This window comes from Streptomyces sp. NPDC058525, assembly GCF_042719495.1.
GTDB lineage: Bacteria > Actinomycetota > Actinomycetes > Streptomycetales > Streptomycetaceae > Streptomyces.
On the sequence record NZ_JBHXNP010000039.1, the window covers coordinates 14,002 to 39,095 of the forward strand.

22 protein-coding genes are annotated in these 25,094 nt (G+C 72.7%); 10 read left to right on the forward strand and 12 right to left on the reverse strand.

What is annotated here, in order from left to right:
• The first annotated feature begins 35 nt into the window (after window positions 1-35).
• The 3 genes from ACFWP3_RS19395 to ACFWP3_RS19405 all read left to right on the forward strand — a co-directional run bounded on the left by ACFWP3_RS19395 (window position 36) and on the right by ACFWP3_RS19405 (window position 3,459).
• Window positions 36-1,250 (forward strand): MFS transporter, encoded by a 1,215-nt coding sequence (locus ACFWP3_RS19395; RefSeq protein ID WP_384222440.1) that lies wholly within the window; start codon window positions 36-38, stop codon window positions 1,248-1,250.
• A gap of 84 nt (window positions 1,251-1,334) precedes the next feature.
• On the forward strand, window positions 1,335-2,729 hold the full coding sequence (locus tag ACFWP3_RS19400) for a uracil-xanthine permease family protein (RefSeq protein WP_384222548.1): 1,395 nt from the start codon (window positions 1,335-1,337) through the stop codon (window positions 2,727-2,729).
• Between the two features lie 76 nt (window positions 2,730-2,805).
• Window positions 2,806-3,459, forward strand: coding sequence for a DUF5995 family protein (locus tag ACFWP3_RS19405; protein WP_384222441.1), 654 nt, complete (start codon window positions 2,806-2,808; stop codon window positions 3,457-3,459).
• Here the strand turns inward: ACFWP3_RS19405 and ACFWP3_RS19410 are convergent.
• From ACFWP3_RS19410 to ACFWP3_RS19420, 3 genes are all read right to left on the reverse strand, one after another.
• A complete protein-coding gene (locus tag ACFWP3_RS19410) occupies window positions 3,446-4,639 on the reverse strand; it encodes a GDSL-type esterase/lipase family protein (RefSeq protein WP_384222443.1) in 1,194 nt (397 codons plus the stop codon). The two genes, ACFWP3_RS19405 and ACFWP3_RS19410, sit on opposite strands and share 14 nt — an antisense overlap.
• A 190-nt stretch (window positions 4,640-4,829) precedes the next feature.
• Window positions 4,830-6,527 (reverse strand): flavin monoamine oxidase family protein, encoded by a 1,698-nt coding sequence (locus tag ACFWP3_RS19415; RefSeq protein WP_384222445.1) that lies wholly within the window; start codon window positions 6,525-6,527, stop codon window positions 4,830-4,832.
• 51 nt (window positions 6,528-6,578) lie between these two features.
• Window positions 6,579-7,379 (reverse strand): carbon-nitrogen hydrolase family protein, encoded by an 801-nt coding sequence (locus ACFWP3_RS19420; protein WP_384222447.1) that lies wholly within the window; start codon window positions 7,377-7,379, stop codon window positions 6,579-6,581.
• A gap of 270 nt (window positions 7,380-7,649) precedes the next feature.
• Between ACFWP3_RS19420 and ACFWP3_RS19425 the strand changes: the two genes are divergently transcribed.
• The gene (locus ACFWP3_RS19425) at window positions 7,650-7,973 is read left to right on the forward strand and encodes a WhiB family transcriptional regulator (protein WP_384222449.1); all 324 of its coding nucleotides are present in this window, start codon (window positions 7,650-7,652) and stop codon (window positions 7,971-7,973) included.
• On the opposite strand, the gene ACFWP3_RS19430 is transcribed toward ACFWP3_RS19425, so the two are convergent.
• Both ACFWP3_RS19430 and ACFWP3_RS19435 read right to left on the reverse strand, forming a co-directional pair.
• Entirely contained in the window at window positions 7,951-8,406 is a 456-nt protein-coding gene (locus tag ACFWP3_RS19430) for an Lrp/AsnC family transcriptional regulator (RefSeq protein WP_007262967.1), read from the reverse strand. The two genes, ACFWP3_RS19425 and ACFWP3_RS19430, sit on opposite strands and share 23 nt — an antisense overlap.
• Before the next feature lie 10 nt (window positions 8,407-8,416).
• Window positions 8,417-9,871, reverse strand: a complete 1,455-nt coding sequence (locus ACFWP3_RS19435) for an amino acid permease (protein ID WP_384222452.1) — start codon at window positions 9,869-9,871, stop codon at window positions 8,417-8,419.
• Window positions 9,872-10,185: 314 nt separating this feature from the next.
• On the opposite strand from ACFWP3_RS19435, the gene ACFWP3_RS19440 reads away from it, so the two are divergent.
• From ACFWP3_RS19440 to ACFWP3_RS19465, 6 genes are all read left to right on the forward strand, one after another.
• Complete coding sequence (locus ACFWP3_RS19440) at window positions 10,186-11,187, forward strand: GDSL-type esterase/lipase family protein (RefSeq protein WP_384222454.1); 1,002 nt, start codon at window positions 10,186-10,188, stop codon at window positions 11,185-11,187.
• 118 nt (window positions 11,188-11,305) lie between these two features.
• Window positions 11,306-12,220 carry an SCO0930 family lipoprotein gene (locus ACFWP3_RS19445; protein WP_384222550.1) on the forward strand — a complete coding sequence of 305 codons (915 nt, stop codon included), beginning with the start codon at window positions 11,306-11,308 and terminating at the stop codon, window positions 12,218-12,220.
• A gap of 107 nt (window positions 12,221-12,327) precedes the next feature.
• Window positions 12,328-13,200 carry a LytR/AlgR family response regulator transcription factor gene (locus ACFWP3_RS19450; protein ID WP_384222457.1) on the forward strand — a complete coding sequence of 291 codons (873 nt, stop codon included), beginning with the start codon at window positions 12,328-12,330 and terminating at the stop codon, window positions 13,198-13,200.
• A 178-nt stretch (window positions 13,201-13,378) separates the two neighbouring features.
• Window positions 13,379-13,654, forward strand: a complete 276-nt coding sequence (locus ACFWP3_RS19455) for a hypothetical protein (protein ID WP_384222459.1) — start codon at window positions 13,379-13,381, stop codon at window positions 13,652-13,654.
• A 158-nt stretch (window positions 13,655-13,812) separates the two neighbouring features.
• Window positions 13,813-15,549 (forward strand): cation acetate symporter, encoded by a 1,737-nt coding sequence (locus ACFWP3_RS19460; protein ID WP_384222462.1) that lies wholly within the window; start codon window positions 13,813-13,815, stop codon window positions 15,547-15,549.
• Window positions 15,546-16,781, forward strand: a complete 1,236-nt coding sequence (locus ACFWP3_RS19465) for a sensor histidine kinase (protein WP_384222465.1) — start codon at window positions 15,546-15,548, stop codon at window positions 16,779-16,781. The genes ACFWP3_RS19460 and ACFWP3_RS19465 overlap by 4 nt, the downstream gene beginning before the upstream one ends.
• A 265-nt stretch (window positions 16,782-17,046) precedes the next feature.
• On the opposite strand, the gene ACFWP3_RS19470 is transcribed toward ACFWP3_RS19465, so the two are convergent.
• The 7 genes from ACFWP3_RS19470 to ACFWP3_RS19500 form a co-directional block, all read right to left on the reverse strand.
• On the reverse strand, window positions 17,047-18,489 hold the full coding sequence (locus tag ACFWP3_RS19470; RefSeq protein WP_384222467.1) for a GuaB1 family IMP dehydrogenase-related protein: 1,443 nt from the start codon (window positions 18,487-18,489) through the stop codon (window positions 17,047-17,049).
• Between the two features lie 146 nt (window positions 18,490-18,635).
• A complete protein-coding gene (locus ACFWP3_RS19475) occupies window positions 18,636-19,775 on the reverse strand; it encodes an XdhC family protein (RefSeq protein WP_384222469.1) in 1,140 nt (379 codons plus the stop codon).
• Window positions 19,775-21,091, reverse strand: coding sequence for an IS701 family transposase (locus ACFWP3_RS19480; protein ID WP_384222471.1), 1,317 nt, complete (start codon window positions 21,089-21,091; stop codon window positions 19,775-19,777). Before ACFWP3_RS19480 ends, ACFWP3_RS19475 begins: the two co-directional genes overlap by 1 nt.
• A gap of 72 nt (window positions 21,092-21,163) precedes the next feature.
• A complete protein-coding gene (locus ACFWP3_RS19485) occupies window positions 21,164-21,808 on the reverse strand; it encodes a TMEM175 family protein (protein WP_384222474.1) in 645 nt (214 codons plus the stop codon).
• Between the two features lie 118 nt (window positions 21,809-21,926).
• Complete coding sequence (locus ACFWP3_RS19490) at window positions 21,927-22,268, reverse strand: nuclear transport factor 2 family protein (RefSeq protein WP_384222476.1); 342 nt, start codon at window positions 22,266-22,268, stop codon at window positions 21,927-21,929.
• Window positions 22,269-22,283: 15 nt separating this feature from the next.
• Window positions 22,284-23,798 (reverse strand): ATP-binding protein, encoded by a 1,515-nt coding sequence (locus tag ACFWP3_RS19495; protein WP_384222478.1) that lies wholly within the window; start codon window positions 23,796-23,798, stop codon window positions 22,284-22,286.
• A complete protein-coding gene (locus tag ACFWP3_RS19500; RefSeq protein WP_384222481.1) occupies window positions 23,795-25,054 on the reverse strand; it encodes an MFS transporter in 1,260 nt (419 codons plus the stop codon). Before ACFWP3_RS19500 ends, ACFWP3_RS19495 begins: the two co-directional genes overlap by 4 nt.
• Window positions 25,055-25,094 lie beyond the last annotated feature (40 nt).

A 25,094-nucleotide genomic window follows, 5' to 3' on the forward strand; every position in this document is an offset into this window, starting at 1 on the left:
AACTATCAGGCAGGGTCCCTGATAGTTTAACTCCCATGACCGGGGAAACCGACCTCAGCCCGGCGCGGCTGCGCCATGCCCGTTTCGCGATCGCCGCCGTCTTCTGCGCCCACGGCGCCGTGACCGGCTCCTTCGCCACCCGCATCCCCTGGATCCAGGAGAACGCCCAGCTCAGCCCCGGCACCCTGGGCCTGGCCCTCGCCTTCCCCGCCCTGGGCGCCGCGCTCGCGATGCCGCTGGCGGGGCGGATCAACCACCGCTTCGGCGCCCGTACCGCGCTGCGCGGGCTGCTGGCGCTGTGGACCCTCTCCCTGATCCTGCCGAGCCTCGCCCCGAACCTGCCGGCGCTCTGCTTCGCGCTCTTCGTCTACGGGGCCACCTCCGGCATGTCGGACGTGGCGATGAACGCGCTCGGCGTGGAGACGGAGAACCGGCTGGGCCGCTCGGTGATGTCCTCGCTGCACGGCATGTGGAGCGTGGGCGCGCTGCTCGGCTCGGCCGCCGGTACGGTCGCCGCGCACACCGGGGCCGACGCCCGGGTGCACCACCTGGTCGCCGCGCTGGTCCTCACCGCGGCCGGGCTGGTCGCCGTACAGGGGGTGCTGGACCTGAGGAGCGATCAGGAGGAGGCGGCTCCGCCGCACTTCGCGCTGCCGCCGAGGTCCGCGCTGCTCATCGGCGCCATCGGCTTCTGCGCGGTGTTCGCCGAGGGGGCGAGCCTGGACTGGTCGGCGGTCTACCTGCGGGACGTCCTGGACACGGACGCCGGTCTGGCGGCGGCCTCGACCACCGCCTTCGCGCTCACGATGGCCGTCGCACGGCTGGCCGGGGACCGGGTGGTGGACCGGTTCGGGGCGGTGCGGACCGTCCGGGCGGGCGGCGTACTGGCCACCGCGGGCGGGCTGGTCGTGGTCTCGGTCCGCGAGCCGGCGGCGGCGATGGCCGGGTTCGGGCTGATCGGGCTGGGCATCGCCGTGGTGGTTCCGCTGGCCTTCGCGGCCGCGGCGCGCAGCGGGCCGGCCCCGGCGCAGGCGATCGCGGGCGTCGCGACGATCACCTACACGTCGGGGCTGATCGCCCCGTCGGCGATCGGCGCGGTAGCGGACGCGACCTCGCTCGTGGTCTCCTTCGGGCTGGTCACCCTGCTGGCGTTCGCGCTGGTGGTGGGGGCCGCCGTACTGCGGCAGAAGCCGGCCGCTCCCGGGGCCTCCGAGGCCCATCGGGACGAAACCGCCGGAATCCGCCCGTAACATATCGGGGGCCCGGCCTGATCGAAAAGAGCGGGCCCCAGCGGCCTTGATGCTCGATCAGTGGCGGAACGGAAGTGGTGGAACATGGGCCTCGGCGTGCGCTGGACCCTGCACGGCGACGGGCGGACTCCCGCCCCGGGCGCGGTGGTGCGGCCGGACGAGCGGCTGTCGTGGCCGCGGACCGCGGGGCTCGGCGCCCAGCACGTCGTGGCGATGTTCGGCGCGAGCTTCGTCGCGCCGGTCCTGATGGGCCTGGACCCGAACCTCGCCATCATGATGTCCGGTGTCGCGACGGTGATCTTCCTGCTGGCGACGCGCGGCCGGGTCCCCTCGTACCTGGGCTGTTCACTCTCGTTCGTCGGCGTGGCCGCGGCGATCCGGGCCTCGGGCGGGGACAGCGCGGTCGTCACCGGCGCCGTCTTCGTCGTCGGCGCGGCGCTGTTCCTGTCCGGGCTCGCCGTGCAGCGCTTCGGGGCGCGGATCATCCACGCGGCGATGCCGCCGGTGGTGACGGGCGCGGTCGTGATGCTGATCGGCTTCAACCTGGCGCCGGTGACGGCCTCGACGTACTGGCCGCAGGACCAGTGGACGGCCCTGCTGACGATGGTGTTCACGGGGATGGCCGTGGTCTGCCTGCGCGGCTTCTGGTCGCGGATCGCGATCTTCCTGGGGCTGGTCTTCGGGTACGCGCTCTCCTGGGTCCTCGACCTGGTCTTCGGGAAGATCCACTCCACGGTGGGCGGGCCCGAGGCCGTGGACCACTGGCGCCTGGACCTGTCCGGGGTCGGCAAGGCCGACTGGATCGGGCTGCCGACCTTCCACGCGCCGGCCTTCGAGTGGTCGGCGATCCTGATCGCCCTGCCCGTGGTGATCGCGCTGATCGCCGAGAACGCCGGGCACATCAAGGCCGTCGGCGAGATGACCGGCGACCCGCTGGACGACAAGCTCGGCACCGCCATCGCCGCCGACGGCGCCGCGTCCATGCTGTCCACGGCGGTCGGCGGCCCGCCGAACACCACGTACTCCGAGAACATCGGCGTCATGGCCGCGACCCGGGTCTACTCCACGGCGGCGTATTGGGCGGCGGCCGGCTTCGCGCTGCTGTTCGGGCTGTGCCCCAAGTTCGGCGCGGTCGTCGCGGCGATCCCGGGCGGGGTGCTCGGCGGCATCACCGTCATCCTGTACGGCATGATCGGCCTGCTCGGCGCCCAGATCTGGATCAACGGCCGGGTGGACCTGCGCAATCCGCTGAACCTGGTGCCGGCCGCGGCGGGCATCATCATCGGCGTCGGCGGGGTGAAGCTGCAGATCACCGACAGCTTCGAGCTGGGCGGCATCGCGCTGGGCACGATCGTGGTGATCACGGGCTACCACGCGCTGCGGTACTTCGCCCCGGCGCACCTGAAGGAGCAGCGGCCCCTGCTCGACGCGGGCACCTCCGCCTACGATGATCAGGACGGCCGGGACACGCCGCGTTGACGGGGTTTCGCCCGAACCGGCGAAGCGTACGGCCAAGTTCCCCGCATCCGCACCGGTGCCTGCGACCCTGCCTGACATGGAAGCGGTGCTGGCGCGGATGCGCGCCCTGGACGAGCGGCTCCCGCCGCAGGACGGTGTCGCCGTCTTCAACCGGGTCTACCTGACGGTGACGGAGACCCTGCACCGGCGGATCGAACACGGCGGGTTCCCGGCGCCGCGGCGGGCCCAGGCCCTCAGCGTGCGGTTCGCGGAGCGGTACCTGGCGGCGGTGGACGCGGACCGGGCCCCGGCCTGCTGGCGCCCCCTGTTCCAGTACCGCCGCCATCCCGGGATCCGCCCGCTCCAGCACGCGCTGGCCGGGATCAACGCGCACATCGGCCACGACCTGGCGGTGGCGGTGGTGTCCACGTGCCGGGCCCTGGACTGCGAACCGGGAGCCCTGGAGGCCGATTTCGACCGGGTCGGCGACACCCTGGTCGCCCTCGAGGAGCACATCCGCGAGGACCTGATGCCGGGCCCGGACCTGCTGGAGATCGCCGACCCGCTGACCCACCTGCTCGGCTCGTGGAGCCTGGAGCGCGCCCGCGCCGGCGCCTGGGCGTCGGCGCGGCTGCTGTGGACCCTGCGCCGCTCCCCCGAACTGGCCGAGGAGTTCCGCGAATCCCTCGACGCGGGCGTCGGCCTCGTCGGCCGCTGCCTGCTGACCCCCGCCCGGCTCAGCCGCGTGTGACGGCGAACGGGCCGCTCCCGCCGAAGGCCAGCTCCGCGAAGCGCTCGCCGATGCGGCGGTGGCCGGCCGGGTCCGGGTGGAGCCGGTCGGGCAGGGGCAGTTCGGCGAAGTCCGCCTCGCCGTAGAGGGCGCGGCCGTCGAGGTGGTACAGGTTCGGGTCCTCGGCCGCCCGCTGCCCGGTGATGCGGGCGAGCTCGTCGCGGATGACGCCGAGCGTCAGCCGCCCGGCCGCGCGGTCGGCGGGGTCGCCCGTGGCCTTCCAGCGCAGCTCCCCGTCCTCGAAGTCCGGGCCGGTGGGGCCCGGGGTGTCCTCGTGGATGGGGCACAGGACGGGAGAGACGACCAGCAGCGGGGTGGTGGGGTGCCCCTCGCGGACGGTGTCGAGGAATCCGTGCACGGCCGGGACGAAGGCGCGCAGGCGCATCACGTCGTGGTTGACCAGATTGATGCCGATCTTGAGGCTGATCAGGTCGGCGGGGGTGTCACGGATGGCGCGCGCGGTGAACGGGTCGAGCAGGGCGTTGCCGCCGAAGCCCAGATTGACCAGCTCCACCCCGCCCAGGGCGGCCGCCAGGGCCGGCCAGGTGCCGGTCGGGGCGGCGGCGAAGGAGCCGTGGCTGATGGAGCTGCCGTGGTGCAGCCACACCCTGCGGCCGCGGTCCGGGAGGGCCTCGACGGGGGCGTCGGTGCGCAGCGCGATGAGCTCGGTGATCTCGGAATGGGGCAGCCAGATCTCGACGTCCTTCGTCCCGGCGGGGAGCCCGGTGAACCGGACGGTGCCGGGCGGGCCGGGGCGCAGGACCTCGGAGCCGGTGGCCATGTCGACGATGCGGAGGTTGCCGCCCGTCACGCTGCCGCGGCCGGCCGGCCGTCCGTCGACGAGCAGTTCGTACACGCCGTCCGGGCGGGCCGGGAATCCCTCGTAGGCCGCCTTCGTGGGGAGCGCGTCCAGTTCGACGGCGGTGGCCGCGGTCCGGAAGGCGAGGCGCACGCCGGAGGGCTGGGCCTCGATCGCGGCGAGGTTCGCGTCGCGGAACTGCTCGCGCGCGCGGGCGGGCAGCCGGTGCGGGAGCACGCCGTGCGCGGTGCGTTCCACGTCGAGGGCGCCGCGCAGCAGGTGGGCTTCGACGGGGGTGGTGATCCACGGGGCGGGGGCGGTGTGGTCGTACGGGTCGCTCATGATCCCACCCTGCCCCGCCGGGCCGCGCCCCGCACCTGCTTTTCGCTGGTCGGGGGCGGCGAGCGGCGGCCGTGGGTGTGGGTGCGGCCGGGAGATGAATACGGGCCGCCGCCGCGATGTGTGCGCGGGGGCGGCCCGTGGTCACGGGGTCCGGGGCGGGGGTGGTGCCCGCGGAGTCCGGGAGGGGAGGTCAGTCCTCCGGGAGTTCGACCGGGGCGATGTCCTCGTAGACGTCGCCCGGGCCCGGGTTGGTGGCGTCCGTGGAGCCGCCGAGGTGGTGCATGACGCCCCAGACCGCGTTCAGGGCGGTCTGGACGGCGCCCTCGGCCCAGCCGGCCGTCCAGGAGATGTCGTCGCCCGCGAGGAAGATGCCGCGCTTGTCCTCGGGGAGGCGGTCCTGCATGAAGTGCGTGAACAGGCGGCGCTGGTAGCGGTAGTGGCCCGGCAGGTTGGCCTTGAACGCGCCCATGAAGTAGGGCTCGTTCTCCCAGGAGACGGTGACCGGGTTGCCGATGACGTGGCGGCGGATGTCGACCTTCGGGTAGATCTCGCCGAGGGACTTCAGCATGACCTCCATCCGCTCGTTCGCGGACAGCGGCAGCCACTTGAGGCTGTCGTCGCACCAGGTGTACGAGAGGCAGATGACGGCGGGCTTGTCCGGGCCGTTGTCCAGCAGGTAGGTGCCGCGGGTCATGCGGTCGGTCAGGGTCATCGACATGACGTCGCGGCCCGTCTCCTCATCCTTGTCCAGCCAGAACGGCCGGTCGACAGGCACGAAGAGCTTGGACGACTCCATGTAGTGGGTGCGCTCGATCGCCGTCCAGTGGTCGATCGGGAACAGCGTGTCATCGCACTCGATCTTGGACAGGAGCATCCAGGACTGGGCGGTGAAGATCGCGGCACGGTAGGTGCGGATGTCCCCGGACGCGTCGGTCACCGTGATGCGGTTGCCCGCCGTGCGGTGCAGACGGGTCACCGCCGGGCGCGGGGTGCCCTCGTGCAGGGAGGACAGCGAGGTGCCCTGCGCCCAGTGGATGATCTTCTGGGGCTCGCGCTCCCACAGGCGCACCGGGAGCTGCTGGGAGCCGCCCACGATGCCGCGGTGGTGGTCGTCGGCCTCGGTGTAGACGACGCGCAGGATCTCCAGGATGGAGTTCGGGAAGTCGGTGTCCCAGCCGCCCGTGCCGAAGCCGACCTGGCCGAAGATCTCGCGCTTGCGGAAGGACTGGAAGGCCTCGGACTTGCAGAGGAAGCCGTAGAAGGTCTCGTCGTCGAGCTTCTCGACGAGCTTCGCCCAGATCTCGCGGATCCGCGGGACGTCGCGCTCGCGCATCGCGGTGTTCATGTCCGAGAAGTCGGCGCCCTCGTCCAGGCAGGCGTTCCACGCGTCGGCGACGTCGCGGTAGACCTGCGGGAGGTCGGCGATGGTCTCGGCGTAGTGGGTCTCGCCCTTGAGGTCGACGACCGTCGAGGGGGTGGCCTCGGCGAGCGGGTTCGGGAAGGGCTCGGTGACCAGGCCGACGAGGTCGATGTAGTGCTGGAGCGCCGTGGAGGACGGCGGGAAGCGCATCGCGCCCATCTCCGCGGTCAGCTCCTCGGTGCCCGCGCCCTCGAAGCCCACGGTGCGCAGCCGGCCGCCGATCTGGTCGGCCTCGTAGACGACGGGCTTGAGGCCCATCTTCATCAGCTCGTAGGCCGAGATGATGCCGGACAGCCCGCCGCCGATGACGGCGACCTCGGTGCCGTGCTCGGTCGCGGGTATCTGGCCCAGCCCCGCCGGGTGGGCGAGGAAGTCGTCGTACGCGTACGGGAAGTCCGGGCCGAACATGGTGATCGGCGGCTGTCCGTCGCTGTGCGGGACGGCGGTGGTGGGCACCGTGGACGTCATGGGGGTACGTCTCCTTGCGGCAGGGCTGGGGGTAGCGGAGGAGCGGAGGGCTTAGATGAGGGAGGCGTAGAGCCCGGGGCGGCGGTCGCGCAGGTACGGGTTGTTCGTGCGGGACGCGCTCAGCAGCTCGGGGTCGGCCTCGCCGAACACCAGCTCCTCGCCGCGTCCGGCCCGGGTGCGGGTGACCCCGTCGGGGCTCGCCAGGCAGCTGAGTCCGACGAACTCGAACTCGCCTTCCGGGCCGGTGCGGTTGACGTACGCGATGTACATCTGGTTCTCGAAGGCCCGTACGGGGACGAGCTGTTCGGCGACGAACTGGAAGGGGTGCATCTGCGCGGTCGGCACCAGGAGGAGGTCGGTGCCGGCGAGCGCGTGCGCCCGGACGTTCTCGGGGAACTCCACGTCGTAGCAGATCATGATGCCGATGCGCAGGCCGCCGAGGTCGGCCTGGACGACGGGGGTGTCGCCGGGGGTGAAGGCGTCCTGCTCGAAGCAGCCGAAGAGGTGCGTCTTGCGGTAGTTCGCGAGCCGGACCCCGTCGGGGCCGATGAGCTGCGCCGCGTTGAACACGGCCTCGCCGCCGCGCTCGGGGTAGCCGTACAGGACGGCGACCCCGTGGCGGCGGGCGATCTCGCCGATAGCGGCGGCGGACGGGCCGTCGGCCGGTTCGGCGAGCGCGGCGATGTCCTCGATCTCCAGGGCGTAGCCCGTGAGGAACATCTCCGAGGTCACGAGGAGCCCGGCCCCGCCCTGTGCGGCGCGCGCCGCGGCCTCGTCGAGCGCCTTGAGGTTCCCGGCGGTGTCGCCGAGACGTCCGGAGCTCTGGAGGAGGGCGGTGCGCAGCGGGGGCATGGACTACCTCTGTGGCAGGAGGGGTGGGGTCGTAAAACGGTACGTTCGCGCGTTCGACCGGGACAAGCCGTGACCGTTGCGCTCCGCGCATCGATTCGTTGCGCGTTCCGAGGCGCCTGCGGAGATTCGTTGCGCGGGGGTGTGAATCCGCGGTGACCGGCAGGAATACGGAGATCGTCGGGGTCCGCGGGGGTGTCCGGGCGGGCGCCGCGGGGTTTCGGTGGACGTGCACCGGTCAGACGCGGGGACAACCCACGGAAAGGAACTGCCATGACGGACGTCGACCGCCTGCCCGGGGCCACCCACCACTTCTGGGAGTGGCAGACCGGGGCCGCCTGCCGGGACCTGGGGTCGGCCCGGTTCTTCCATCCCGCCGGTGAGCGGGGCGAGGACCGGGAGGAGCGGGACGCCGCCGCGAAGCGGGTCTGCGCGGTGTGCCCGGTGCGCGCCGCCTGCCTGGACCACGCGCTGCGGACCCGTGAGCCGTTCGGGGTCTGGGGCGGGCTGACGGAGGAGGAGCGCCGTTCCCTGCGCGGCCGTGAGCTCGCGGGCGCGGGTGCGGGCGCGGGTGCTACGCGGGGGCGCCGGAGGTGAAGCGGCGCAGCAGCGGGGAGAGCACCAGGACGGACTTGGTGCGCTCCACGAAGGGCTCGCCCGCGATGCGCTCCAGCACCCGCTCGAAGTGGCGCATGTCGGAGGCGAAGACCTGGACGAGGGCGTCCGCGTCGCCGGTGACGGTCGACGCGGACACCACCTCGGGGTACCGCTCCAGCCCTCGCCGGATGTCGTCCGGCGAGGTGTTGTGGCGGCAGTAGATCTCGATGAAGCCCTCGGTCTCCCAGCCCATCGCGGCGGGGTCCACGCGGACGGTGAAGCCGGTGATGGCCCCCTCGGCGCGCAGCCGGTCCACGCGCCGCTTGACGGCGGGGGCGGAGAGCCCGACCTCGGAGCCGATGTCCGCGTAGGAGCGTCGGGCGTCCTCGGCGAGGGCGTGCACGATGCGTTCGTCGAGATCGTTCAGTCGCACTGCGGGTGGATCACTTTTCTGCTGTGGCCAGTGAGGAGCGGCGCATGCCGTACACGAAGTAGACCACGAGGCCGACGGCCATCCAGCCACCGAAAGCGACCCACGTGGCGACCGGCAGGCTGTACATCATGTAGCCGCAGGCGATGAAGCCGAGGATCGGGGTGACCGGGAAGAGCGCCACCTTGAAGGTGCGCGGCAGGTCGGGCTTGGTGCGGCGCAGGATCACGACGGCGACGTTGACGAGGGCGAAGGCGAAGAGCGTGCCGATGCTGGTCGCGTTGGCCAGCTCACCCAGCGGGATGAACGCGGCGAGCGCGCCGCAGAAGAGCGAGACGATCAGCACGTTGACGCGCGGCACGCCGGTCTTCGCGTCGACCTTGGCGAAGGCCTTGGGGACGAGGCCGTCGCGGGACATCGCGAAGAGGATGCGGGTCTGTCCGTACAGCACGGCGAAGACGACGGAGGCGATGGCGACGACCGCGCCGGCCGCGAGGACGACGCCCCAGAAGCTGTGGCCGGTGACGTCGGTCATGATCTGGGCGAGCGCGGCCTCGGTGCCCTCGAAGTCCTGCCACGGCATGGCGCCGACGGCGACGAGCGCGACGAGGCAGTACAGGACGGTGACGATGCCCAGCGAGAGCATGATCGCGCGGGGCAGGTCCTTCTTCGGGTTCTTGGCTTCCTCACCGGCGGTGGAGGCGGCGTCGAAGCCGATGTACGAGAAGAAGAGCGTGGCGGCGGCGGCGCTGATGCCGGTGATGCCGAGCGGGGCGAGGGGGGCGTAGTTGCCGGCCTTGATGCCCAGGAAGCCGATGCCGATGAAGAGCAGCAGCGTGATGACCTTCACCACGACCATGACGGTGTTGATGCGGGCGCTCTCCTTGGCGCCGCGCATCAGGAAGACCATCGCGAGCAGGACGACGACCAGCGAGGGCAGGTTGATCCAGCCGCCTTCGCCGAGCGGGGCCGAGAGGCCTTCGGGGATGGTGAAGCCCAGGGTCCCGTCGAGGAGCTCGTTGAGGTACTGGCCCCAGCCGACGGCGACGGCCGCGACGGACACGGCGTACTCCAGGACCAGGCACCAGCCGCAGATCCAGGCGATGAGCTCGCCCATGGTGGCGTAGGTGTAGGAGTACGAGGAGCCGGAGACGGGGACGGATCCGGCGAGCTCGGCGTAGGACAGGGCCGAGAACAGCGCGGTCAGGCCCGCGATGATGAACGAGATCGTCACGGCCGGGCCGGCCTTGGGGGCGGCTTCGCCGAGGACGACGAAGATGCCGGTGCCCAGGGTCGCGCCGATGCTGATCATCGTCAGCTGCCACATGGTGAGCGAGCGGCGCAGCGAGCCGCCCTCGCCCTGGCCGCCCTCGGAGACCAGCTGCTCGACCGGCTTGCGGCGGAGCAACGGGTGGACGGGCCTGCGGGCCTCGGTCGTGGCGGATGGCGCCTGGCCGTGGTCGAGCACGGGGTGACTCCTTCTTGCTGCGGGTGGGGATTCAGGCGTCGACCGCAGCGGTCCGGAGCAGGGCAGGCGGGCGAGAAGCCTGCCTGGGCATGGGAGGACCGCCGAGCAGGCGGTCCGCGCCACTCCACGTACAGCGAGTGAGCCTACGAGCTGAGTGATACCGCCCGTAATGCACCATCCTTGCACATTGCCGCACGATCGTTGCGCGGATCTGTCCCAGATGGTCCTTTGTTGCGCGCGGATGATCGATCGCTGCACAGCGGACCTCGACCGGCATTCTTGACAGCTCATCAGATCTCCCGCAGCGTGCCGCCATGGACCTCGATCTGTGGCAGGACCCCGGGCCCTTCCTGCGCGGGGTCGCCTGGCTGGACAAGGGACGGCCCGTGCGGGCCGACCCGGCCGACACCATGCGGCTGCCCTGGGACACCGGCGAGCGGGCCACCCTGCCCATCGGGGTGCGGCTCGAATTCACCGCCGGGACCGCGCGGGCGGTGGAGATCCGCTACCGGGCCACCGTGCCCGGCCCCACCGACTCCCTGCACGACCTCGCGCACGGCTTCGCGCTGTGGGACCGGCACGGGGTGGTCCGCGAGGTGTTCACCGAACCGGCCGCGGAGGCCGTCGTACGCATCGAACTGGGCGGCGGGCCGGGCCCGTTCACCATCCACCCGCCCGAGACCCAGTCCCCGCTGGTCCTCGGCCTGCGCGGGATAGGCGGCCCGCTCGCCCCGCCGCCGCCCGCCCCGCGCTGGGTGGTGCACGGGGACTCCATCACCGAGGGCTGGTGGTCCACCCGGCCCGCCCACGGCTGGCCCGCCGTGGCCGGCCGGGCCCTGGGCTGGGACACGGTCAACCTCGGCTACGCGGGCGCCGCCCGCGGCGAGCTCGCCACCGCCGAACAGCTCGCCGCCCTGCCCGCCGACGTCCTCACCCTCGCATTCGGCACCAACTGCTGGTCCCGGGTGCCCTTCTCCGCGCCCCTGCTCTACGAGACCACCCGCGCCTTCCTCGAACTGGTCCGCCAGGGGCACCCGAGGACCCCGCTCCTGCTGGTCTCCCCCGTCCTGCGGCCCGACGCCGAGCGCACCCCGAACCGGCTCGGCGCCACCCTGGGAGCCCTGCGCGACGCCATGGAGCGCGCCACCCGCGACCGGATCGCCGCCGGGGACGAGCACCTCGCCGTGCTCCCGGGCCGTGACCTGCTCGGTCCCGAGCACCTGGAGGACGGGCTGCACCCCAACGACGCCGGACACCAGGTGCTCGGCCTCGCTGTGGCCACGGCCCTGCGGCGGGCCGGGTTCGGCGCCGGCTGAGTGAAGCAGCCCACACGGGTCCGCGTGAACAGAGCGAACCCACCGGGGCGTGTCCTGTGCACAGTTGCCGCCGCTGGGACGACGGCGCGGAACAGACACACACGTGGGAGAGATCAACATGGGCATGAAGCGCGGAACCACCATCGCCGCGACCGCCATCGCCGTCATCCTGGCGGCGACCGCCTGCGGCCCGTCGCAAGACAAGGCCGCCGACACGGCCAAGCCGGCCGGAGCCGCCGCCCAGGCCTCCTCCCAGCCCGCCGCGGACGGCGCGGCCAAGCCCGGCGGCCGGCTCGCGATAGCCACCGGCGAGCAGCTCGGCTCCGTCCTCACCGACAGCGGCGGCCTCACCCTGTACCGCTTCGACAAGGACACCGCCAAGCCGCCGAAGTCCAACTGCGACGGGGACTGCGCCAAGACCTGGCCGGTGGTCGCGGCCGGCGACGCCACCGCCGCCGCGGGCATGGACCCGGCGCTGCTCGGCGAGGTCGTGCGCAGCGACGACACGAAGCAGCTGACGGTGGCGGGCTGGCCCGCGTACCGCTTCAACAAGGACACCAAGGCGGGCGACTTCAACGGCCAGGGCGTCGGCGGCGTGTGGTTCGCCTTCGCCCCCGACGGCAAGAAGGCGGAGAAGGCGGCGGCCCCGGCTCCGGCCGGTGCGGCCGAGGCGGGCGCGGGCCTGTCCGTCGCGAAGGACCCCAAGCTGGGCGACCACATCGTCGACGCCAAGGGCATGACCGTCTACCGCTTCAAGCCGGACACCGCCTGGCCGATGGTCTCCAAGTGCGTCGGCGACTGCCTGGCCAAGTGGCCGGTCGTGCCGCCGGTGGACAAGGCCGACGCCAAGGGCATCACCGAGCGCAACTACCTGGTGCTGGACCGGCCCGACGGCAAGAAGCAGCAGACCGTCGACTGCTGGCCGGTGTACACCTTCGCCGGTGACAAGAAGCCGGGCGACATCAACGGCCAGGGCGTCGGCGGCACCTGGTACGCGGTCGCCCCCGACGGCAAGCTGATCACCGTCCAGTAACCGCCGCCTCCCGCCCCCCGCCTTCCGACCGCGCGGCCCCGCCCTCATCCCCCGGGGCGGGGCCGCGCACCGTTCCGCCCGGGCGGGACACCTCCTACACTCCCCGCATGCTGCGCGTACTGGCCGTCGACGACGAGATGCCGCTCCTGGAGGAGCTCCTCTACCTGCTGCGCTCCGATCCGCGGATCCGCAGCGCCGAGGGCGCCTCGGACGCCACCGGGGCGCTGCGCCGGATCACGGTGGCGCTGGAGGCCGGGCCGGACGGCGCGGACGGCATCGACGTGGTCTTCCTCGACATCCACATGGCCGGGCTGACCGGGCTGGACATCGCCCGGCTGCTGGCCGGGTTCGCACGGCCGCCGCTGATCGTGTTCGTCACCGCCCACGAGGGGTTCGCCGTACAGGCCTTCGACCTCAAGGCCGTGGACTACGTGCTCAAGCCCGTACGGCCGGAGCGGCTGGCCGAGGCCGTGCGGCGGGCCTGCGCGCAGCTGGGGCAGTCCGGGGAGGTGCCGGCGGCCCCCGAGGGCGTGCCCGCCGCGGCCGCTCCCTCCGTACCGCCCGCGGTACCGGTGCCGGTGCCGGTGCACGCCGCGGTGCCGGCGCCGCCCCGGCAGGCGGCCGAGGTCACCGTCGCCGAGCGCGCGCCGGAGCAGATAGCCGTCGAACTGGGCGGTGTCACCCGGTTCGTGGCGATCGCGGACATCGCGTACGTCGAGGCCCAGGGCGACTACGCCCGCCTGCACACCGACGAGGGCAGCCACCTGGTCCGCATCCCGCTGTCCACGCTGGAGGAGCGGTGGGCGGCGCGCGGGTTCGTACGGATCCACCGCCGCCATCTCGTGGCCCTGGCCCGGATCGACGAACTCCGGCTGGACGCGGGCACGACGAGCGTCCGGGTGGGCTCGGCGGAGCTCCAGGTGAGCCGTCGCCATGCGCGGGAGCTGCGGGACCTGCTGATGCGGCACGCGACCGGCTGAGCCCGGGGCGGGGCCGGGGCGGGGGTCCGGGCCGTCGCCCGGCGGTCGGGTGACCGTCCGGCGGCGGTGGGACGCCGTTCGTCGCACGGCGAGTGGCGTACGGCGATCCGGTGGGGCCGTCGGCCGCCGACGGCTGCGCGCCCGCGTATCGTGGATCTTCCGGCGCGGGAGGAGCGTGATGTCCGAAATCCAGGCTCTGCTCGACACGCTGACCGCGCTGCCGCGCACGGCGCCGGCCGGACCGGCCGAGGCGGAGGCGCTGCTGGCCCGCCTGCGCAGTGCCGCCGCACGCTGGGCCGATCTCCTCTACGAGGCGGGCGAAGGGGTGCGGGGGCAGGTGCCGCCGCGGGCCGAGGCCGCGTTGACGCTGGCCTTCCGGCGGGCGGAGGAGTCGTACGTGGAGCTGGAGATCGCCCTGCGCGACTGCGCGGAACACCGCGACCCGGCCGTCTGACCGCCGCGCGGCGGGGGAAGGCCCCGCGCGGCCGCTGCCGCGGGGTTCGCGCGGCCGCTGCCGCGGGGTTCGCGCGGTGCACGGGCCGGATCGTGCCTGTTGCGCGGCCCGGGCCGTGCATAGACTCCCGTCACCCTCCCCCGGCCGAAGGACCCCCGGTGAACCAGACGTACGCGCTGACCGCCGTCGCCGTCGTCGTCCTGGCCACCGTCCTCGTCGGCGCGCTCGGCCTGCGCATATCGCGGACCACCTCCGACTTCTACGTCGCCTCCCGGACCGTCGGCCCCCGCCTCAACGCGGCCGCGATCAGCGGGGAGTACCTGTCCGCCGCGTCCTTCCTCGGGGTGGCCGGGCTGGTGCTGCTCCAGGGGCCCGAGATGCTCTGGTACCCGGTCGGGTACACCGCCGGGTACCTGGTGCTGCTCGTGCTGGTGGCGGCCCCGCTGCGCCGCTCGGGCGCGTACACGCTGCCGGACTTCGCCGAGGCCCGGCTGGAGTCGCAGGCGGTGCGCCGGATCGCGGTGCTGTTCGTGGTCGGGGTCGGCTGGCTGTACCTGCTGCCGCAGTTGCAGGGCGCCGGCCTGACCCTGGAGATCCTGACCGGGGCCCCGCACTGGGTGGGCGGGGTGGTGGTGGCCTTCGTGGTGAGCGCGGCCGTGGCCGCCGGCGGGATGCGCAGCATCACCTTCGTGCAGGCCTTCCAGTACTGGCTCAAGCTCACCGCGCTGCTGGTCCCCGCCTTCTTCCTGGTCGCCGCCTGGGCCGGGGACGGCGCGCCCCGGGCCACCTTCGACGCTCCGGCCGTCTTCCGCGAGCACACCTCGGTGACGGTGGCCGAGGACGTCCGGCTGTCGGTGGAGGCGCCGCTCACGCTGACGGTGACCGGGCAGGTGGACGGGCGGACCTACGACGCGGTCCCGCTGACCCTCGCGGCCGGGCAGCATTCCGTACGGGCCGACGCGCGGCTGGAGTTCGCCCCGGACACGCCCGTGCCCGACACCCGGGCGGAGGCCGGCCTGGGCGTGTCCAGCTGGTCGGAGCCGCTGTCGGGGGAGCACTGGCAGTACCGGCTGTACGCGACGTACGGGCTGATCCTGGCCACCTTCCTCGGAACCATGGGCCTGCCGCACGTGGCGGTGCGCTTCTACACCAGCCCCAACGGGCGGGCGGCCCGGCGCACCACGCTGGTCGTGCTGGGCCTGGTCGGGGTGTTCTACCTGCTGCCGCCGGTGTACGGGGCGCTGGGCCGGATCTACGCGCCCGAGCTGGCCCTCACCGGCGACGCGGACGCGGCGGTGCTGGTGCTGCCCGAGCGGATGCTGGGCGGGCTGCTCGGGGAGCTGCTGGGGGCGCTGCTGGCCGGCGGGGCCTTCGCGGCGTTCCTGTCGACGGCTTCGGGGCTGACCATGGCGGTGGCGGGGGTGCTGCACCAGGACCTGCTGCCGACGCGCGGGGTGCGCAGTTTCCGCTTCGCGGTGCCGCTGGCGATGCTGGTGCCGCTGGCCGGGAGCGTGGCGGCCCGGGACGTGCCGGTGGCGGACGCGGTGGGGCTGGCCTTCGCCGTGTCGGCCTCGTCGTTCTGTCCGCTGCTGGTGCTGGGCATCTGGTGGCCGCGGCTGACCCCGCCGGGGGCGGTGGCCGGGCTGGTCACGGGCGGCGGGGCGGCGCTCAGCGCGGTGCTGGCGACCCGCGGCGGGCTGGCCCCGGCGGGCTGGGTGCACACCCTGCTGGCGTGGCCGGCGGCCTGGTCGGTGCCGCTCGGGTTCCTGACGATGGTGCTGGTGTCGCTGGCCACCCGGTCGAAGGTCCCGGCCGGGACGGCCGCCACCCTGGCGCGGCTGCACCTGCCGGAGGACGTGGTGGCCGGTGACCGGGCCGCGGGAGGTGCGCGGTGAGCGGGACGGCCCTGGTGGTGCTGGCGGTCGCGGGCGCGGCCCTGCTGGTGGCCGCGGGCTGGCTGGCGGGCCGGTGGCAGGCCCGGCGCGGGGAGCGGGCGGCCGGGCTGGACCTGGGGACGCCGGTGCAGCGGGCCACCTTCCACACCCTGCACACGGCTTCGCTGGCCGCTCCCCCGCTGCGGGCCGGGCTGACCGAGGACGCGGCCCGCAAGGCCGCCCGGCGGCTGCGGTCGCTGCTGGGGACGGAGGCGCTGTGCCTGACCGACCGGGAGTCGGTGCTGGCCTGGGACGGCCCGGGCGCCGATCACCACCAGCGGCGTGCGATGGCCCGGGTCGCGGTGATGCTGGAGTCGGGGCGCAGCCAGAGCGTGCGGACCGAGTGCCGGCGGCCGGACTGTCCGCTGAAGTGGGCGGTGGTGGCCCCGCTGACGGGCGAGGACGGGATGCTGGGGGCGCTGGTGGCCTACGGGTCGCGGGAGTCGGCGGTGCTGGTGCGGGCCGCGACGGAGGTCGCGCGGTGGGTGTCCGTACAGCTGGAGCTGTCGGAGCTGGACCGGTCGCGGACCCGGCTGATGGAGGCGGAGATCAAGGCGCTGCGGGCGCAGATCTCCCCGCACTTCATCTTCAACTCGCTGGCCGCGATCGCCTCGTTCGTGCGGACGGACCCGGAGCGGGCCCGGGACCTGCTGCTGGAGTTCGCCGACTTCACCCGGTACTCCTTCCGGCGGCACGGGGAGTTCACCACGCTCGCCGAGGAGCTGCGTTCCATCGAGCAGTACCTGGCGCTGGCCGGGGCCCGGTTCGGGGACCGGCTGAAGGTGACCTTGCAGGTGGCGCCGGAGGTACTGCCGGTGGCGCTGCCGTTCCTGTGCCTCCAGCCGCTGGTGGAGAACGCCGTGAAGCACGGGCTGGAGGACTCCCCCGAGGAGTGCCGGATCACCATCACCGCGCGGGACGCGGGCGCCGAGGCCGTGATCACCGTCGAGGACAACGGGATCGGGATGGACCCGGCCCTGCTGCGCCGGATCCTGGCCGGGGAGCACGCCGGATCCTCCTCCGGCATCGGGCTGCCCAATATCGACGAGCGGATCCGGCAGGTGTACGGGGACGAGTACGGTCCGGTGATCGAGACGGGTGTCGGCGCCGGCCTGAAGGTCACCGTACGGATCCCCAAGTACCGTGCGGGCGTGCACAGTTCACCGCCGGGCCCGCATCCTCCCCGTTACTGACGGACGCGCCGCGTGGCAGTCCGGCAGGAACAACCAGCCCCGCCGGCCAGGCGCGGTCCGGCAGGAACAACCAGCCCCGCAGGCCAGGCATGGTCCGGCAGGAACAACCAGCCCCGTCGGCGTTTGAGGCGCCGCCGGAGGCATATCCAGCCTCGCCGGCGTTTGAGGCGCGGGGTCTGGGGCGGAGCCCCAGGGCGGGGGCGGGCTCTGGGTGTGCCGCAGCCCCCGGTCGTTGGCACGGCCGGGGGCTGCGGAACGGACGGGTTTAACTCCAGCTGGCGTGGAGGGGCTTGCCCTCCGCGTAGCCCGCCGCCGACTGGACGCCGATCACGGCCTTCTCCTCGAACTCCGCGAGGGACCCGGCCCCGGCGTACGTGCACGAGGACCGCACACCGGCGATGATCGAGTCGATCAGGTCCTCGACGCCCGGCCGCGCCGGGTCCAGGAACATCCGCGAGGTGGAGATGCCCTCCTCGAAGAGGCCCTTGCGCGCACGGTCGTACGCCGACTCCTCGCTCGTGCGGTTCTGCACCGCACGGGCGGACGCCATGCCGAAGGACTCCTTGTAGAAGCGCCCGTCGGCGGACTGCTGCAGGTCGCCCGGGGACTCGTACGTACCGGCGAACCAGGAGCCGATCATGACGTTCGACGCACCGGCCGCGAGGGCCATCGCCACGTCGCGCGGGTGACGGACGCCGCCGTCGGCCCACACGTGCTTGCCGTACTTCTTGGCCTCCGCCGCGCACTCCAGCACCGCGGAGAACTGCGGGCGGCCCACGCCGGTCATCATGCGGGTGGTGCACATGGCGCCGGGGCCCACACCGACCTTGATGATGTCCGCGCCGGCCTCGATGAGGTCCTTGACGCCCTCGGCGGCGACGATGTTGCCGGCCACGATCGGGACCTGCGGGTCCAGCGCGCGGACGGCCTTGATCGCGTTGATCATCGACTCCTGGTGGCCGTGCGCCGTGTCGATGACGAGCGTGTCCACGCCCGCGTCGAGCAGCTGCTTGGCCTTGGCCGCGAAGTCGCCGTTGATGCCGACGGCGGCCGCGATGCGCAGCTTGCCGCCCGCGTCGGTGGCCGGCGTGTACAGGGTCGCGCGGAGCGCGCCCTTGCGGGTGAGGATGCCGACGAGCTTGCCGTTCTTGTCGACGGCCGGGGCCAGCTTGCGGTGGCCCGCGTCGAGCTTGTTGAAGGCCTCGCGGGGGTCGATGTCGGCGTCGATGAGCAGCAGCTCCTTCGACATGACCTCGGAGAGCTGGGTGAAGCGGTCCACGCCGGTGAGGTCGTGGTCGGTGACGACGCCGACCGGGCGGCCCTCGGCGTCGACGACGACGCCGGCGCCGTGGGCGCGCTTGGGCAGCAGGGACAGCGCGTCGGCGACGGTCTGGGTGGGCGCCAGCGTGATCGGGGTGTCGAGCACGAGGTGGCGGGTCTTGACCCAGGAGATGACGTCGGTGACGACCTCGATCGGGATGTCCTGCGGGATGACGACGATGCCGCCGCGGCGGGCGACCGTCTCGGCCATCCGGCGGCCGGCAATGGCGGTCATGTTCGCCACGACGAGCGGAATGGTGGTGCCGGTGCCGTCGGGGGCGGAGAGGTCGACGCCCTGACGGGAACCGACCGCGGAGCGGCTCGGCACCATGAACACATCGTCGTACGTCAGGTCGTACGGCGGCTTCTGGTCATTGAGGAAACGCACGTGCTGAACATCCCAGTCGATCGAAGGATCCTTCTATGGCCTCGACAGGGCAGCCGAGGAAACGCACGTACTTCATTCTCCCATGACCTGGGGTTTACACCGCCCGGGCCGATCGTCCAGGACATTCCGGGCCCTCTGGTCGTTTCCTACGGGACCTTGGTCCTGCGGTGGTGGATCGGCCGGCGGCCGGCCACCAGGGGGAGGGCCGAGCCGCCGTGCCGGACGGCCGTGAACTCGGCGGCGATGGCCAGGGCGGTCTCCTCGGGGGTCGCTCCGCCCAGGTCGAGGCCGATCGGGGAGCGCAGCCGGGCCAGCGCTTGCGGCGGCACCCCTTCGGCGCGCAGCCGCTCCACCCGTTCGGCGTGGGTGCGCCGCGATCCCATGGCTCCGACGTAGGTGAGCGGCAGCCGCAGGGCGAGGGAGAGCAGCGGTACGTCGAATTTGGCGTCGTGGGTGAGGACGCAGACGGCGGTACGGGAGTCCAGCCGGCCCGCGTCCCATTCGGCGGCCAGGTGCCGGTGCGGCCAGTCGACGATCACCTCGTCGGCTCCGGGGAAGCGGGCGGGGGTGGCGAAGACGGGCCGGGCGTCGCAGACGGTGACGCGGTGTCCGAGGAAGGCCCCCATCCGGGCGAGGGCGGCGGCGAAGTCGATGGCCCCGTAGACGATCAGCCGGGGCGGTTCGGCGGCCGATTCGACCAGCAGGGTCAGCGGCTCCCCGCACAGTCCGCCCGCCGTGCCCAGTTCGGCGGTGCCGGTGCGTCCGGCCAGCAGCAGGGCGCGCACCCGGTCGGCCGCCGCCCGGTCCAGGGCCGCGCCGCCGCCCAGCCCGCCCTCGTACGATCCGTCGGCGTGGACGGCGAGGGCCCGGCCGAGCTGCGGCGGCGGGCCGGAGACCACCCGGGCCAGTGCGGCCCGCGTCCCGTCGGCGGCGGCGTCGAGCACCGAGCCGAGGACGGGTCGGACGGGGTCGCCGCCGCGGACCGGGGTGACGAGGACGTCGAGGACTCCCCCGCAGGTGAGGCCGACGGCGAAGGCGTCGTCGTCGCTGTATCCGAAGCGGTGCAGGCCGCCTTCGCCGGACTCGATGGCGCCGAGGCACAGTTCGTGCACGGCGGATTCCACGCAGCCGCCGGAGATCGAGCCGAGGGCGGTGCCCCGGTCGTCGACGGCGAGCGAGGCGCCCGGTCCGCGCGGTGCGCTCCCGCTGACGGCCACCACGGTGGCCAGGGCGAATTCCCGGCGCGCGGCACACCACGCGCGTAGCCCGTCGGCTATGTCGAGCATCAGCGGATGTATTCGCGTCTGGGGGTCTGCCCGGGGATGAGCGGTCGCGGCGGCAGGACGGCGGGTGGCCGGGCCGCGGACCGGGTGGCGGCGGTGCGGGCGGGTCCGGCGAAGTCGCCGAGGCTCCGGCCGGCGGGGCCCCCGGCGGACGGGCGGTCGCGCGAGGCGCCGAGGAGCCTGGCCGCGTGGGCCACGCTCGCCAGGGTGGCGTGGTGGTGCCAGCCCCGGAAGGAGCGGCCCTCGAAGTCGCGGATGCCGACGGGTTCGCAGGTCTCGGCGAAGTCGAGGGAGACGCGGTCGGTGAGCTTGGCGAGCAGGAACAGCTGGGCGAGGGGCCGGTCGCCGATGTTGGTGATCCAGAACTCCGAGGGCAGCAGGGCGGCTTCGGTCCAGGCGCCGAGCAGCAGCAGCGGGGTGGTGGGCGCGGGTGCGGGCCGGTCCTCGCTGGGGGTGGCGAAGATGGAGGCCGAGGTCAGCAGGGTCACCGCGCCCTCGGCCCGGCCGTGCCGGGTCCATTCGACGACGCGGCGCTGGGAGCGCAGCGAGTCGATGAGCTCGCGGGCGGGTGCGGTGTGCGGGCCGGGTTTGTGCCGGCCGGCGCCGCCGAAGGAGACGGGCAGGGAGCCGTCGACTTTGAATACGAACGGGATGTCCTGGAGGGCGAAGGACTCGATGCTCTGCGGGAGATCGCTGTTGGCGACCTCCATCACGACGGGCCGGCGCTGGAGCTGCCAGGTGGCGGCCATCCGCTGGACGGCGTGTACGGCGTCCTGGGCGGGGGTGAGCGAGCGGGCCGTGTCGGGGATTCCGGCCCTTCGGCGGCGCAGGAGTTCGTTGGTCCAGGGACCGGGGAGGGTGAGGGTCCACTCGACCGGGAAGCTGGCCTCGCTGGAGGCGAGCCAGATCCCGCTGGCCTGCTGGCAGTTGGCGGTGCGGCCGAGCTGCGGGACGAACTGCCGGCCGACGCCGACCGAGCGGTCGCCGGCCTTCTCTATGACCATGGGCTGGAGCACCCAGGCCAGCGGGCGCTGTGCGGTGCGCTCGAGGTGCTGCGCGAGGGAGCGGCGGACCGGGGTCCAGTCCCAGGGGGACTTGCTGATGAACTGCTGAAGGCTCTGCTCTACGGAACTGGCTCCGGTTCCGGCGATGTTGCGGATTGTTTTCTTCCCTTTGGTCCGCACGAGGCCGTTCAGATAAACGCGGGCCCAGTTTCGCTGGTCCCGCCGGGGTAAGGATTCGAAGAGAAGAGAGATCAGGACGTCGATCAGTTCGGAGATTTCCTTCGTGGATTCCTCCGGCAGGACTACGCGAGCCATCTGGGCCTCCCCCGCGACCAGCTAGATCCAATACCCTACTTGACCGCGGAGAACGGCCGTAGGCCCCCGCGGCTACTTCCTGAGGTCGCTGGCAGAATCGAGCCGCTCTTCCTCTACGACGAGGGGGATGGGGATCTGGTTCGCCGCATAGTAGATCGCGATGAGAAAGTGCGCGACAAGCGTGAGCGGTGCGGAGAAGAACGCCAGGAGGACCGTCAGCGGGTAGGCGATGGCTCCGAGCCCGAAGCGCACCCGGGTCGCCCGGGCGCCTTCCCTGTCGACGTGCTCGTGGAAGAGGTGCCCGACGCGGGTGACGTACCACCAGAACGCCAGGAACGCCAAGGCGTAGGCCACGGTGACGAGGCTGTAGAGCACGGCGGCGGGGCTGGCGGAGCCGTCCGCCATGAGGTGCTCGGCGAGGACGTTGGTGGTGTAGGGAATCACCGAGACCACCATGAGCACCAGGAGATTCAGGAACAACAGCGGTCGGTCGACCCTCCTGAGGTGACTGAAGATGGTGTGGTGATTCACCCACATCACGCCGATGATGAGGAAGCTCACCACATAGGCGGCGTAATGCGGCCACTGTTCCCGAACGCCGTGCCAGAACTCGGATCCCGTTTCTTCCGGAACTTTCAATTCCAAGACGAGGATCGTAATGATGATGGCGAATACGCCGTCACTGAATGCCTCGATCCGTCCAGTTTCGCGCTCCATGGCCTCCCCTTCGCCACTGCTTGCATATATCTACTTGCATATATCTACGGCGTGCCACACATACGGGGAGGGCGTACCGGTAACGCCCTCCCCGCACACGCTACCCAGATTTCCGCGCTCAGCCTCCGAAACCGGCCGTCTGCCGCCAGATTCGGCCATCGCGGACCACAAGTGTCCCGAACGCGTGCTCCGGTTCGCCGTTCAGGTTCATGATCGCCCGGTAGAAGATGGTGTCGTCCGTCTCGATGTACTCCTGGAGTTCCACCAGGGTGGGCTTCACCGTGAGGTAGCCGGTGAAGGTCTCGCGGACGGCCTCGATGCCGACCGAGACGCCCTCGAAGCGCAACAGCACCGCGTCGTCGGTGTAGTTCTTCATGACCGCCTCGATGTCCAGGGCGGCCAGCGCGTCCATCTGGCGCACGAACACCGGGTGCAGCTTGGAGATGTCGTACTTGGCCATGTCGACTCCGTTCGTTCAACTGGTGGAGGTGGGTACTTCGGGTGTTGCGGCTGGTGGGGCGCAGGACTCGGTGCTGCCGGCGAAGGGCAGCCGGACCACCATCCGGGTCTCGCCGGGACGCGAGCGGGCCGTGATGGACCCGTGGTGGCGCTGGGTCACGATGCGGTAGCTGAGGTGCAGCCCCAGGCCCGTGCCCTTGCCCACGTCCTTGGTGGTGTAGAAGGGTTCGAAGATCCGCGGCAGCGATGGCGCGGGGATGCCGCGGCCGGTGTCGGTGATCTCCACGACCATGCAGACGCCCTCGGCGCGGGCGCGCAGGGTGAGCACGCCGGAGCCCTCCATGGCCTCGGCCGCGTTGTCGACCAGGTTGGTCCACACCTGGTTCAACTCGCTCGGATAGCCCGTCAGTTCGGGCAGGCCCGGTTCGTACTCCCGCACGATACTGATCCCGGAGAGCTTGGAACGCAGTACGACCAGCGTGTTCTCCAGTCCGTCGGTGACCCGGAAGCGCTGCTCGGGTGCGCGGTCGAGATTGGCGTAATCCCGGGTCGCCGAGACGAGTTGGGAGATCCGCGGACCGGCCGCCCGGAGCTCCGCGGCCAGCGAGCGGATCTCCAGGAGGGCCGCCAGGTGGTCGAGGGCGGCCGGCAGGGACGGCTCGCCGACGCCCTCCAGCCGCTCCAGCAGCCAGCCGAGCTCCAGCCCGAGGTCCGAGACCCCCGAGCCGAGCAGACCGGGCCGCTCGGTGCCCGCCTCCTCCGCCCAGTCGGCGATCTCCTCCTCGGCGTCGGCCTGGGCGAGCGGGTCGGTGGTCACCGGTGGCGGGAGCTTGTCCAGTTCCTCCGCCAGCCGGTCGAGGACGGAGCGCTCCGCCCCGGTGGCGGCCGCGCCCCAGGCCTGGGCGGTGCGGGTGAGCCGGTCCAGGGCGGGGGCCAGTTCCTGCGCGGCCCTGGCCACCGCCGCGGCCGGGTTGTTCAGCTCGTGGGCGAGGCCGGCGGCCAGGGTGCCGAGCGCCTCCACGGTGGCCCGTTTGCGGGCCTGCACCTCGGAGGACTTGATCCGCCAGGCCAGCACGGGGATCAGTACGGCGGCCACCCCGTGGCAGCGGGTCAGCATCTCGAAGAAGACCGGCTTCGGGTAGGCCACGACGGTGGTCGCGGGCCCGCTCGCGGCCGCGGTGGCCACGTAGGCGCCCTCGGTGAGCAGGGGCAGTTCACCGGTGAACCGGTGGGCGGCCGACGGTTTGCCGTCGTGGTCCTCGGCCGCGGCGCTCTCCTCCTCGGTGGAGTGCCGGGTGAGCACCTCCTCCCGTCCGTCGACGACCTTCGTGACGACCAGCCCGCCCGAGAGCAGGACGTGGAAGCCGGTCACCTCCTCGCCGTCGCGGAAGAGGACCTCCCCGTCGGCGAGGACCCGCGGCTCGGAGACCGACACCAGCCAGTCCAGCTGCTCCTCGGTGATCCCGGCGAAGATCTCCAGCCCGCGCAGGGCGGACCGCAGCTCCCCCCGGTCCGTACCGGCGGCGCTCACGCGGCCCTCCCCCCGGTCCGGGTACGGGCGGACAGCCGCAAGGTGACCACCAGGGCCAGCGCGCACACCGCGGCGACGGCGGCCATGAAGCCGACCGAGGTGCGGTGCAGTCCGTGGATGTTGGTGAGCATCCCGGCGAGGACCGCCGGCACGCTCATCGCGAGGTACGCGAACACGTAGACGGCCGCGGTCAGTTCGCCCCGGTGCGCCGGGTCGGCCAGCCCGCTCAGCGCCCGGAAGGAGCCGAGGAAGGCGGCGCCCCAGCCGCTGCCCAGCACGGCGGTGGCCACCAGGAACACGGCGGCCGAGCCCAGGCCCAGCGAGAGCAGCACCAGCCCGAGTCCGGCGAGCAGCCCGCACAGCCCGAGCACGGCGGTGCGCAGGGCCTCGGTGCGGCCCAGCGTCAGCTGGGCCGCGGTGGCCGCGCCCGCGAGCAGTGCGACCGTTGCGCCGCCGACCAGGTAGTTGGTGGACTCCAGGAGCGAGAGCGCCAGGTGCGGGCCGAGCGAGAGGTAGAAGCCGCCCACCGACCAGACCGCGACGATGGTCAGGATCAGGACGGCGAAGGTGCGGCGGGAGCCGGCGGGCACGTGGATCCGGTGCGGGACCACCCGGAAGCGGCCGCCCGCGCCGGGAGCGCTCTCGCGCATGCGCGCCACGCCCACCAGGGTCACGGTGAAGGCGCCGATCAGCAGCAGGTAGCTCAGGGCGGTCGGCGCGGGCGCGAACTGGACGAGGAGTCCGGCCCCGATCCCGCCGAGCCCGATCCCCACGGTCGGCCCGGCACTGTTGACCTGGGCGCCGAGCGCGGGCCGGGACGCGGGGCTGAGCTCCAGCAGGGCCGCGCCCATCGCCCCGGTGGCCAGGCCCACGGCGAGCCCCTGTACCGCGCGGGCGGCGAGCAGCAGCCCCAGCCCCTGGGCCCCGGCGAACAGTGCCATCGAGACGATCGCCAGGACCAGCCCGGCGGCCAGGACGGGGCGCCGGCCGAGGGTGTCGGACAGCGACCCGAACAGCAGGAGTCCGGCGAGCACGGTGACCGCGTACAGGGCGAAGACCACCGTGATGGTGCCGGAGGACAGCGCCCACTGCTCCTGGTAGAGGACGTAGAGGGCGGAGGGCACGGAGGAGGAGAGCATGAGCAGGACGAGGACCGCGCCCACCAGCCAGAAGCCGGAGCCTCTGGGTGCGCCGGCCGCTGCCGGTGCGGCTGGGTGCACGCTGACCCCCGCGGTCGTGTTCGATGTGTCGGCCACTGCTCGTTCAACTCCCCCGTGATGGGCCCCCGGGAGGGCC